This window comes from Pseudobdellovibrionaceae bacterium (assembly GCA_023898385.1).
Lineage (GTDB): Bacteria > Bdellovibrionota > Bdellovibrionia > Bdellovibrionales > UBA1609.
The window spans coordinates 1029986-1041730 of record CP060220.1; the positions used below are offsets into that span (position 1 = coordinate 1029986).

The 11745-nt window shown below is 48.3% G+C and carries 10 protein-coding genes; 2 read left to right on the forward strand and 8 right to left on the reverse strand.

Annotated features, from left to right (window positions below; all coding sequences use genetic code 11):
- Positions 1-216 precede the first annotated feature (216 nt).
- Entirely contained in the window at positions 217-1533 is a 1317-nt protein-coding gene (locus tag H6626_04400; GenBank protein USN48336.1) for a hypothetical protein, read from the forward strand.
- A gap of 14 nt (positions 1534-1547) precedes the next feature.
- Here the strand turns inward: H6626_04400 and mpl are convergent, their stop codons facing one another.
- Genes mpl through H6626_04415 form a run of 3 tightly spaced genes read right to left on the reverse strand, consistent with a single transcriptional unit; the run spans position 1548 to position 4992 of the window.
- Positions 1548-2966 carry a UDP-N-acetylmuramate:L-alanyl-gamma-D-glutamyl-meso-diaminopimelate ligase gene (gene mpl / locus H6626_04405; protein ID USN48337.1) on the reverse strand — a complete coding sequence of 473 codons (1419 nt, stop codon included), beginning with the start codon at positions 2964-2966 and terminating at the stop codon, positions 1548-1550.
- On the reverse strand, positions 2963-4015 hold the full coding sequence (locus H6626_04410; protein ID USN48338.1) for a beta-lactamase family protein: 1053 nt from the start codon (positions 4013-4015) through the stop codon (positions 2963-2965). The genes mpl and H6626_04410 overlap by 4 nt, the downstream gene beginning before the upstream one ends.
- Entirely contained in the window at positions 4012-4992 is a 981-nt protein-coding gene (locus H6626_04415) for an LD-carboxypeptidase (GenBank protein USN48339.1), read from the reverse strand. Before H6626_04415 ends, H6626_04410 begins: the two co-directional genes overlap by 4 nt.
- A 632-nt stretch (positions 4993-5624) precedes the next feature.
- Between H6626_04415 and H6626_04420 the strand changes: the two genes are divergently transcribed.
- Complete coding sequence (locus tag H6626_04420) at positions 5625-6215, forward strand: hypothetical protein (GenBank protein ID USN48340.1); 591 nt, start codon at positions 5625-5627, stop codon at positions 6213-6215.
- A 21-nt stretch (positions 6216-6236) separates the two neighbouring features.
- Here H6626_04420 and H6626_04425 read toward each other — a convergent pair whose 3' ends face one another.
- From H6626_04425 to purS, 5 genes are all read right to left on the reverse strand, one after another.
- Complete coding sequence (locus H6626_04425) at positions 6237-7028, reverse strand: DUF1338 domain-containing protein (protein ID USN48341.1); 792 nt, start codon at positions 7026-7028, stop codon at positions 6237-6239.
- Positions 7029-7319: 291 nt separating this feature from the next.
- Positions 7320-8708 carry an amidophosphoribosyltransferase gene (locus H6626_04430; GenBank protein ID USN48952.1) on the reverse strand — a complete coding sequence of 463 codons (1389 nt, stop codon included), beginning with the start codon at positions 8706-8708 and terminating at the stop codon, positions 7320-7322.
- Positions 8689-10839, reverse strand: a complete 2151-nt coding sequence (gene purL / locus H6626_04435) for a phosphoribosylformylglycinamidine synthase subunit PurL (GenBank protein ID USN48342.1) — start codon at positions 10837-10839, stop codon at positions 8689-8691. Before purL ends, H6626_04430 begins: the two co-directional genes overlap by 20 nt.
- 13 nt (positions 10840-10852) lie before the next feature.
- A complete protein-coding gene (purQ, locus tag H6626_04440) occupies positions 10853-11506 on the reverse strand; it encodes a phosphoribosylformylglycinamidine synthase subunit PurQ (protein USN48343.1) in 654 nt (217 codons plus the stop codon).
- A complete protein-coding gene (gene purS / locus H6626_04445) occupies positions 11503-11742 on the reverse strand; it encodes a phosphoribosylformylglycinamidine synthase subunit PurS (protein USN48344.1) in 240 nt (79 codons plus the stop codon). The genes purQ and purS overlap by 4 nt, the downstream gene beginning before the upstream one ends.
- Positions 11743-11745: the final 3 nt, after the last annotated feature.

Consider the following 11745-nt stretch of genomic DNA (forward strand, 5'->3'; position numbering starts at 1 on the left):
AGGCCAATACACAGGTCCATCTAGAACCGCAACAACCCTAATGATCCATCTCAAAATGAGCCGCCAGCTGAAACCAAACCGCGGGTGAATATTATATCCTGGCTAAAGTTTGACCCTTTTTATTTTTCCCCTATCATATATGTAATACAGCATTGAGGTACCTAAATATTTCGTAAATTAGTGCCGTTTAAATTATTTGTTGTCCTGGGGATTTTCATGCACGTATATTTTAGATCGTCTTTGTTTTTTATATTTGCCTTCTTCATGTTACTTTCAACTTCCTGCAAGTTGGGTTCGGCGACCATTAGTGGACGAGTTGTTGATAATAGTGGTGGCAATAACTCTAATCCACCAGACAACAATACCCCTCCTCCTCCACCACCAACACCTCCAGCGCCACCTGCCGGTTTTGACTATGTGTGCGCGGGCACGCCGACTACTTTTACTACTGGAATGAATGCCAACGTCGTTGTTGGACAAGCTGATTTTCTGTCCGCTGCGGCTAATGCGGGTTCAACACCTACGGCGGCGACATTGAATACGCCCGATGGTGTATTTGCCGATCAATCGCGTCTTCTTATTGGTGATAAGAATAACAATCGAGTTTTGATATTTGACACCATTCCCTCGATGGATGGAGCCAGCGCCAACCTGGTGCTGGGTCAGCCTGACTTCGTATCGAACACTGCAAACAATGGTGGACTTGGGCCTTCATCACTAAAAAATCCACGACGGGCCGTGTATGACGGTACTTATTTTGCCGTTGCCGACAATAACAATGCCCGGGTGTTGATTTGGAATGGTCTCCCGAGTACCAATGCCGAAGCCGCCGACACCGTCTTAGGGCAGCCGGATTTTGTTACAAACACAGCCAATAACGGTGGCGTCAGTGCTACCAGTCAGCATTCTGGCTACCCCACTTTGTTTGCTATTCCTGGCGAAGCGCTCGTATTTGCTGATGTATGGAACTACCGGGTCCTATTTTACGAGCATCCGCTGACGGATCAACAGGCGGCCAATCGAGTTGTTTGCCAAAACAATTTTACTTCTGCAAGCTGGGGTGCCACGGCTTCAACCTGTGATGAGCCGGCTGGCGTATGGACGGACGGGACCCGCCTACTAATTGCTGATCGCTACAACCACCGCGTGCTCGTCTATAATAGTTTTCCAACAACTGATGGTGCCGCCGCTGATTTTGTAATTGATCAACCCGACTTGACTTCTCACAGCAGCAATCAGGGTGGCAGCGTTGCTGCCAACACGCTCAGTCAACCTCATGGCGTGGCGTCTGATGGCACGCGAATTTTCATCGCCGACTCCAATAACCATAGAGTTTTGATTTACAACCAATTCCCGACGGCCGATAACGCCAACGCCGACACTGTAATTGGCCAAGCCAATTTTATCTCTAATTCTATCAACCAAGGCGGCGGCGCAGGAGCGCAAACTTTGCGAAAACCGACGGACGTTTATTTCGATGGCTGCCACCTTTTTGTGGCCGATCAACAGAATCATCGGGTGATGATTTATTAAAAAGGACTTTCTTCTCAAGAGAGTCGGCTTAAAAGTTTTCCGTAAATGCCTCCGAAAGCGCCGTTGCTCATAAGGAGAATAACATCGGTTGGCTTTGCGGTAACGCCCAAGTATTCAACGATCTCATCCGCACTTTGAAACACCTTTGATGGCACACCTGCACCCATGAGGCTTGTGACCAAATCACCTGATGAAAACCGATCCTCTTCTTTAATTTTACTTTGATCAAAGGGCTCAGACAAAATCACTTCATCGGCTTGCTTGAAAGCCTCAATGTAGTCTTGTTGAAATACTTTTCTTCGTGAGGTGGCCGATCGGGGCTCGAAAACGGCAAAAACTTTCCGCTTAGGGTAAACCTCTTTCATTGTAGCCAGAGTCAACTTTACCGCCGTTGGATGATGAGCAAAATCTTCAATAACTGTAATTCCATTGGGTTCACCAATGATTTCCTGGCGCCGCTTGACCCCTTTAAACGTGGCCAATCCCTGCAGCACCTCCCCTAAAGGCCAACCCAACTCGCGGGTTAAAGCAAACACGGACAGTGCATTTAATGTATTATGGGGACCAAACTGCTTAATAGCGAGATCGGCCACACGCCCCTCTTTGGTTTTTACAGCAAATTGATTGCGGCCGACCATCACCGCTCGGTCTGCAGCTTGATAATCGCCGCCATTTATACCATAAGTGACAACCCGGCACTTGGCCGAAGTAACAACATCCATGACATTTTTATCATCCGCATTGGCCACAATTAAGCCTGTGGGAGGCACTAGTTCGACCAGCTGGCGAAAGGCCTTTTTAATATCTTCAAGGTTGTTATAAATATCAGCATGATCAAACTCGAGACTTGATACAATCACGTACTCCGGCTTGTAATGAATAAACTTCGGCACTTTATCAAAAAATGCTGTGTCGTATTCGTCACCTTCGATGACAAACCATTCCCCCCGCGGTTTTCGAAATGACTTTTCAAAATTTTCAGGAATGCCGCCAATCAAAAACCCCGGATCTCTGCCACAGACTTCAGCCACCCAGGCCATCATCGACGTGGTTGTTGTCTTGCCGTGAGTACCAGACACCACAAGCGAATGCCGACCTGATATGACCACCTCACCCATGGCCTTTGGCAAACTGGTGTAAGGGATCTCTGAGGCCAAAAGCGCCTCCGCTTCTGGCATGGTACGACTAATCACATTGCCCACAATGACTAAATCAGGCTTCGGCTCAAGGTTTTCTTTTTTGTACCCTTGCATGATCGCTATACCCAATTTCTCTAGCTGAGTGGACATGGGTGGATACACATTCTGGTCACTTCCTGTAACTTTGTAGCCCATCTCTTGCAGGATGCCAGCCAGACTCGCCATGGCTGTGCCGCAAATTCCCATCAAGTGAACATGACTGCCTGGATTCAAATTTTTAAAAACATCGCTCATCGCATAGACTCCCGCACCACTTCCCAAGAAAAATCGTGTATTTTCGGACGAAGCTCAATAAATTTTTTATTCTCGCGACTAGGGCACACTCGATTAGACAAAATCACCACCATAAAATCTCGCCTCGGATCAAACCAAAATGAAGTGCCCGTAAAGCCAGTGTGACCAAAAGACGAGGACGAAAAGTACTGACCGGCAGAGGAACGACCTTCCGTGGGCTTCATAAACCCTAAACCCCAATCCCCGGCACACCTTCTTGTAAACCGACGAACCGTACCACTTCGCGCTAGCTTGGAGCCCCTTGAAGAATAATAACTTTTGCGAAGCTCGAGCCCCCACTTCTCAACATCGGCAATGGGTCCAAATAATCCAGCATGGGGTGCCACCCCACCCAGCGCCCAGGCATTGTCATCGTGAACTTCCCCACGCAAAGATCTGTTGCGCCACGAGCATGACTCGGTGGGAGCATAAAGACTGCGCTCATATCTGGGTTTGTTGCAGTAGTTGAAGTGCGTTTGACCCAAACCCAGGCGGACGGCTTGGTCTTCCCAAAGCTCCTTTAAGGTCTGACCTGTCACCGCCTCTAATACAAATCCTAACAACAAAAAATCAAGATCCGAATACAGGGGTTCAGTTTCAATACAAGGGGTTTGCTTTGCAAGCTCTCCCTTTAAACTGGCCCATCGCTGCGAAGGTTTAGTCCTTCTATTGATCGTTTTATAAAATGGTTTCCACCAAGTGAGGCCCGCAGTATGACTTAAAAGATGGGTGACCGTCACGTTTTGGTGCCGCCACCATGGCAATAAGCCTGATACCGATTGCTTCAAGTTAAAACCGTCATCCACCAGTCGCATCACTGCGCTGACGGTGAAAATCACCTTCGTCAAAGAAGCCAGATCGTAAAACTCATAGTCGGGCCCCATTTTTAAATTGATTTTTTTTCGCCCCTCGAAAAAACCACTTACCTGAAGACTTGGAGTGTACTCTTGCCAATGGTCACCTGTAAATTCAATGATTTTTTGTTCCAGCTGTTTTGTCCACTCATTCATGCCAGGGCCCCAGAGGCCACAACTAGTTTTGGCTTAGCGCCGAGAGTGAGGCAAGCTGGAGTGAGAAAAGGTACGGGCCGCTGTACGGCTCCATGACCGGCCTTCACCCCCCGCAAAACCGGAAACTTCACACTAGAGGCAAATCGCTCGACCGCCTTATTGGTGAGTGAACGGCCATTGGGCTCTTTACCACCGACAATGTCACCAAAGACCACGGCCTTAATACGATCAAAGTGACCGGATTGTTTTAAATGCTCAAGCATTCGATCAATTCTGTAACCACGCTCACTCACTTCTTCAAAAAATAAAATACCACCTGCGGTTTTGGCCTGCCATGGTGTGCCCATAAGGCTTTGTGCCACAACGAGATTTCCACCCACCACTGTGGAAGAAATCAATCGGCTCTTACGGGCTAAAGCATTCAAGGGGCGCAAGCCTGAAAAGGTGATCTCAGGCGACTGACCAAAAAGAAGACTCTGTAGCTCTCGCCGTTCTTTTATTGGCAGATCCGGCGCACCCATTCGGGCGAGCAAGGGTCCATGAATCGTGGACCAGTGCCATTTTTGATTTAAAAAATGATGAAGTGTGGTCACATCGCTGTAACCAATAAAAAGTTTTGAAGCCTTTGGTTTTTTCAATTTTTCTAGCTGGGGCAATAACCGAATGGCTCCATACCCACCACGCAAACACCAAACGGCTTTAGAATCACGGGCATACAGTGCTTGCTTCAAGAACTGGAATCGCTTTTCGTCAGTATTCGAACAAAAAACATCTCGACCAAACAACTTCGCTGGGTAGCGAGGCACGAGGCCCCAAGACTTTAAAAACTGAACGGCGCCTTTTAGCTCTGACGGAGTGCAAGCGGAACCCGGCGCCACAATATCAACGATATCGCCGGACTCTAGCGGCATCCACCGGTGAGCAGATGCCAGTTTCTCCATTAAATTTAACTCTGAAATCAAAGATTGCACGGCCATTTTTTCATGATCCCTCGACAAGGGTCCGTTGTCAAAGATGGGTCTGGTGAAGTGAACACCAAGATGCGAACTCTAGGTTAAACAAAAAGCCGGTAAGAAGCCAGAGTCGCATCCACAAAACGGAGATTCAAACCTGAAAATCCAACCAAAAAGACATTAATCAAGAGACCTGAACAACAAAATCCATAGCAAACACTAGCGCAAGGAAAACACAAAACCAAACTAAGTGAAAAAACAAAATCCGAGTCAAACAGGGGAGGCCAAAGGCGACACATCCCCCTTTCTCTCCGCTTCACGATGTGCATGGCGCATTGATTTGATGTAGAGGCAACCGAAGGTGCCGAACAGCAAATCAATGAACTCAAGTTCGAGCGCTGATGCGTCCGTGCTAATTGCACGGCGCAGGAGGGCACGAACATTCCTTAGAAGGGTTGCGGCACGACAGTGACGCAATCCGAAGACGACATGCGGCCACTCGTGCCGGCGGAGAGAAAGGGGGATGTGTCGCCTTTGGCCTCCCCTGTTTGACGCGTTATGTACACAAATCCCTTGAAACATCCATTTGGCAATACCAATCTCACCAGTCCATGTTAGCATTTTATTAAAAGACCCATTCAACAGGAGATTCACGGATGAAACACTTGGGTGCTATTTTACTTTGCCTACTTTTTACTGCCTGCACCGACAACTCAAAATCAAATGGGGACGGAACCACGGCCCCCAGTGGCAAACTGGTTTCTGGCCTCTCTTTGCTAAAATCCCAATACTCATCAGCTAAACTCAGCTGCCAACTTAAACTGACCGTTGATGACAACCTCGGCAACATAGACAAAGCCACTCGCATTGTGGATGTTGAGCTTCTCGATGATCCACAGTCCTGGCCCAGCATGGCCGGTCTGTCGGCTCATGTGGATCACATGGTGGGCACTTTTGGTGTGGATGACGTCAAGATTGAACTTTTCGAGTGGGTTGATGCAAACAAAGTGGCTCACCAAACACCAGTTGTTGAAATTACGGGAAACGCCGTTGGCAACTGGGCTTATCTTGATACAAAAACAGGTTTTGATCGCCCCATTTATTGGGAGCTTTTCCCCGAAGACCCCAATCAACTCGAGCGGCACTTTCGCCATGAATACTCTTACACAAAAGAAAATGGGCCAGCCGTGATCAACTACTACGATGCCCATTGTCGGCTGTCACTTAAAAGCCTCTCCGAGCAATAGTCTTTCGCAAGAAAGGGCTTTCTAATCTTTTGATGTATTGGTGCTTTCAAATATCTTGTCAGCACTCTGCGCGATAAAACCTGTGTACTCGCTCCCGTTAATTGGAAACCGCTGTGCAAATTCGTAATAACACGATGGAATTTCACGCTCGCCGTCACTAAACTTCACCACCACATGATTGGCCAATGTGGAGGATTGAACTAGACCCTCTTCGGGAGTGCCTTTTATTTTTCCGCCCGAGGAATTGAGACTAACTCCGTGCTCTTCCAAGAAGTCGTTCACTGCCTGAATACTCGGTAGCGTTTTTAATGCGTTTACGTACACCGTAAAATGGTTTGGCCGATACCCAAAGGCCGCAAGCCAAGCGGCATACTCACTTTCACTGAGCAAGGCTTGATAATCCGCGTACGAAAGCGTCCATGGGCGACCCGACATTACAAAGTGAGAGTCTAAAAGAGTTGACTCATCGATCTGATCTACAAAGTGAGCCACCTTGTCTTGCAATCCTTTCGAAAAAGTCTCCACTTTTAACTCACTTATAAACACTTTGGGCGCTCGAGTATCTTTTGCCTCATAGTGTTTGGCGTTGAGTTTTTTTGCCTCAAAGGAATACTGGCCTTTTTCTTCATAACCATTTTCAACAAATACTTTTGCCAACCGATCCATATTCACCTTGGGTAAGTTAAATGTGCGAAGAGCGATGTGATCATTAACCACAGCCTCCCCTCGTTCCGTAAAAAGGCGGTACACCTTCTGCGCCAAAGGGTTGAGCTTTAAATAATCATCCCACATATCACCAAACAGTTGTTCCATAGACGAACCTCCACCCCAAAAGGTATCCCTTTCCTTTTTGCGTTGCAAGCCGGCAAATCACCCCGTCCCCACTCTACAGATACATTAAACATCCCCCCCGTTTATGCGATGAGGACCTGGACGAAGTAATCGAACAACGGGACCTCCCATATCGAAAAGTAAGAATGACCAAAATTAAACCGCGAAAGGCGATGATCAAACCCACTAATGCATCCAAAAATCTAAATAAGGACTGCCCCTAAAAAACCGAATGACCACCCGCAACGCAAAAAGGGAAGGGATACCTTTTGATTAGTCTAGGCCGAATAGGTCTGTGGGGTAGTTGCCGTCGAAGCAGGCGGCGCAATAGCCTGTGCGTTCGCCGCCTACGGCTTGCATGAGGCCCTCGCGACTCAAGTAACTGAGTGTGTCGGCGTTGACGAACTGGCGGATTTCATCCGTACTATGGGTGGCGGCAATGAGTTTTGACCGCTTTGGAGTGTCCACGCCGTAGTAACAGGCCCCCGTTGTGGGAGGTGATGCAATTCGAAAGTGCACTTCTTTGGCTCCGGCCTGCCTGATGAGCCCGATCAGCTTTTGACTAGTGGTCCCTCGCACCAATGAGTCATCCACCACCACCACTCGTTTGCCTTCAAGTACGCGGCGCTGAGGATTGTGTTTGATCTTTACTCCAAAGCTGCGAATAGATTGGCTGGGTTGAATAAATGTACGCCCAATATAGTGATTGCGAATAATACCCAACTCAAATGGAATGCCGCTTTCTTCGCTGTAACCAAGGGCGGCGGGCACGCCACTGTCGGGCACGGGCATAACAATATCTGCTTCTATAGGATGCTCTTTTGCCAAAATACGGCCCATGTTTTTTCTGTTCTCATAAACACTGGTGCCGAAAACCACAGAGTCCGGTCTTGAAAAATAAACGTGTTCAAAAACGCAACAGGCCGTTTTTTCAGGAAGGTCTGCAAAACGCTCGGAATGCTCGCCATCTTGATCCACCCAAAACACTTCGCCAGGTTCTATCTCTCGAACGTAGCGGGCTCCAATGAGATCAAAGGCACAGGTTTCTGAGGCGATCACGTAAGACTCACTACCACCGTCAAGCTTTCGAATTCCCAACACCAATGGCCGAAAACCCCTGGGATCACGCATGGCCACCATTCGATCTTTATTCAAGACCACTGTACTGTATGCCCCCTCAAGTCGTTGGGCCGCATGCTTAAGGCAGGCTATTAAATCGTTGCTCGGGTTTCTTGCCACAAGGTGCAGCAACACCTCGGTGTCATTGGTGCCCTGAAAAATAGCCCCTTCTGCTTTTAGCTGCTCGCGAACGAAGTGGGCATTCACAATATTCCCGTTGTGAGCAATGGCCACAGGACCGTTAAACAACTGGGCCGTTAGGGGCTGGGCATTGGTGAGCTGATTCACTCCCGTTGTGGAGTACCGATTGTGCCCGATGGCCGCAAAACCAGATAAGCGCTCTAAATCATCTTCTTGAAAAACCTCACCCACGTGCCCCAGGCCTTTGTGATGAATGTGTTTTCCCTCACTCAGGCTCACAATACCTGCGGATTCTTGGCCACGATGTTGTTGAGCGTAAAGGCCAAGATAAACCATTCGACTGGCTTCAGGATCACCCCAAACGCCCATGACTGCACATTCTTCACGCCAAGTTCGCAAAATGTTTCTCCCAAGACCCCATATAGGCCTTTTTTAAATCCTCAATGGGACACTCTAAAACACTATTCACCTTTAACTGAGAACCCGCAACAAAACCCAGTTCCGTAGACGTCCAAATATCTAGAGGTGGAAGAGGCTCCTTGCCTGTGACTACAACTTCGTAAAGACGTTCTTCTGCCAAAGGTAAGCTGGTGTTAACCTCACATCCCCATCCGCCTAGACACATGCGAGATAACGCATAGCCAAGACCAAACTTACCCACTACACGGCTTGCTGAAATGGTCCCCTTAAGCACCAACTGTCGCAGCTCGTCCACGGCATCGGCCAGCTGGCTTGCGTTTAATTGACCAAAACCCTGCAAGGCATCGCCTTTATTCTCTGCACGAAGACCATTCAGCGTGAGTTGATTCAGTTGCAGTAAATACACCTTGTCGCCCTCGTTTACGAATTGATCTCTAGGAATATCGCTCACTGAATCACATAAACCCACCACACCCGTGGATGGTGTGGATGTGATATTTTCGCCCAAAGTTTCGTTGTACAAACTCACGTTACCACTGATCACTGGTGCATTAAGAGCTCTACATTGCTCGCTCATTGCCTCAACAGCAGCCACAAACTCACCCATAACATGAGGTTTTTCTGGGTTTCCAAAATTCAAACAATCCGTTACGGCTAATGGCAAAAAGCCCTTTGCTGCGAGCTCTAAAGCCGGATACGCCACGGCATCTTGTCCACCCACTTCAGCATCAAACCGCATCACGTGAGGACGACAGCCCAACACAACGCCAAGGGCTCGGCCTGAGTCGGGCAAGCGAATCACTCCAACAGAAGATTCCGCATCACGAACTGTTTTACCACCCACACGCTGATCATATTGTTGAAAAACCCAATTTCGACCACCGCCCATGGCACTGTTTAAAACCTCTAACAGTTCGCTGCTGTTTTTGTAGGTCTTGTGAGGCCAACTCGCTGGGGAGTCCACCCGATTTTTTGGTGTCCATTCTACAAAAGGACGCTCATAAACAGGAGCCTCATCAACCACTTTTTGAGGTGCAATTTCGGCAAGCTTTTCATTGTGCCAGTGCATTTCAATTACAGGGTTTGCAATCACCTCACCGATGACCTCCGCGTCTAGATCCCAGTGATGAAATCTCGCCTGTAGGGCCGAATAGTTTTCTGGTTTGCATATCAAGAGCATTCGCTCTTGGCTTTCTGACAGCAAAATCTCTTCCGGCGTGATGGAAGAATCGCGCACCGGCACCTTATCTAGATGCAGCTGAAATCCCACGCGGCCCTTGGCCGCCATTTCAAAACTAGAACTGGTCAGCCCTGCCGCTCCCATATCCTGAATACCTTCTACAAGCCCGGCATTCATCACTTCAATACAACTTTCTATGAGGAGCTTTTCAAAAAATGGATCGCCCTTTTGAATGGTGGGTTTTTTACTCTCACTGTCTTCGTCAAAAGACTCACTGGCCATGCTGGCTCCATGCACACCATCTTTACCTGTTTTAGCTCCCACATACACCACGTAGTTGCCTACTCCACTGGCCGACGCCGTAAACACTTTCTCTCCCTGCCGAAATAAACCCAACGCAAACGCATTCACCAGGATATTGCCATTGTAGGAAGAGTGAAATTCTGTTTGTCCTGTAATCGTGGGTACACCCACACAGTTGCCGTATCCACCAATGCCACGGACGACGCCATCAACAAGAGCCTCCATACGGTCCGCCGAAGGCTCGCCGAAACAAAGATAGTTGGCCAGTGCCACCGGCCTGGCTCCCATGGTGAAAATATCTCGAAGTATGCCACCCACTCCAGTGGCGGCACCTTCATAGGGCTCAATGAAACTGGGATGATTATGGCTTTCCATCTTAAAGGCGACTCTTTCGCCTTCACCCAAATCAATAACACCGGCGTTTTCCCCAAAACTTTCAAGAACTCTGTCGTTTTTAGAAAAAAACTTTTTTAAGTGAACCTTAGAACTTTTGTAGCTGCAATGCTCACTCCAAAGGGCTGAGAACACAGGCCATTCTAGACCCTCTGGGGGACGACCCAATATTTTTTCAATTTGCGCATATTCTTGCTCGTTGATTCTGTAATGCTGCAATTTTTCCGAAAGATTCAAAATTCACCTCGCCTTAAACCAAAGTGCTAAAAAACTGCAAACCCGCTTTGCTTCCCATCCAATCCGCAACCGCTCGCTCGGGATGAGGCATTAAACCGGCCACAGTTTTTGTTTTATCCATGACACCGGCAATATCATGGATCGAGCCATTGGGGTTTTCCGTATAAGTCCACCATACCTGTTCATCATCAAACAATTTTTTCAGCTGATCTTCTTCAACATAATACCGGCCCTCACCATGGGCCACAGGCAATCGTAGTTCATCAGCCATTGTAGCGCCCGCCCAATGAGAACATCTATTCACTTGACGAAGCCCCACCCAGCGATCCACAAACCGCAAACTTTCATTACGCACCAAGGCGCCAGGCAACAGACCGGAATCACACAAAATCTGAAAGCCATTACAAATACCCAAAATCGGAACGCCTTGATGGGCCGCCTGCCGCACCGAACTCATCACTGGCGCCTTCGCGGCCAATGCCCCACAACGGAGATAGTCGCCATAACTAAATCCTCCAGGAATGACCAAGCCGGAATAGTTTTTGGCATCAAATTGATCTTGGTACCAAAGCCACTCGGGTTGAAGCCCAGCTAACTCTGCGGCCTGCCAAATATCGCGATCGCAATTGGTTCCTAAAAATCGAACTATCCCCAATCGCTTCTTCATGACAATACTTCCAGCTCGTAAGACTCTATGAGTGGGTTGTAGAGCACAAATTCCGCAACCTCTTTTGCTTTTTCTAGCGCGGCCTCTTCGGTGGGGGCATCGATATCAAGTTGCACGTATTTTCCCACCCGGACCGACTCGAGGGACTTTCCATGATGGGCCAACGTCCGCTCCACTGCCCGCCCCTGTGAATCCAAAACTTCATTCCGTGGCAAAATCTTTACACCTATTCGCATCTG

Excerpts from the sequence above, each read along its gene's own strand:
- H6626_04400 (USN48336.1), top strand. The coding sequence starts at position 217 with ATGCACGTATATTTTAGATCGTCTTTGTTTTTTATATTTGCCTTCTTC.
- mpl (USN48337.1), bottom strand. The coding sequence starts at position 2,966 with ATGAGCGATGTTTTTAAAAATTTGAATCCAGGCAGTCATGTTCACTTG.
- H6626_04410 (USN48338.1), bottom strand. The coding sequence starts at position 4,015 with ATGAATGAGTGGACAAAACAGCTGGAACAAAAAATCATTGAATTTACA.
- H6626_04415 (USN48339.1), bottom strand. The coding sequence starts at position 4,992 with ATGGCCGTGCAATCTTTGATTTCAGAGTTAAATTTAATGGAGAAACTG.
- H6626_04420 (USN48340.1), top strand. The coding sequence starts at position 5,625 with ATGAAACACTTGGGTGCTATTTTACTTTGCCTACTTTTTACTGCCTGC.
- H6626_04425 (USN48341.1), bottom strand. The coding sequence starts at position 7,028 with ATGGAACAACTGTTTGGTGATATGTGGGATGATTATTTAAAGCTCAAC.
- purQ (USN48343.1), bottom strand. The coding sequence starts at position 11,506 with ATGAAGAAGCGATTGGGGATAGTTCGATTTTTAGGAACCAATTGCGAT.
- purS (USN48344.1), bottom strand. The coding sequence starts at position 11,742 with ATGCGAATAGGTGTAAAGATTTTGCCACGGAATGAAGTTTTGGATTCA.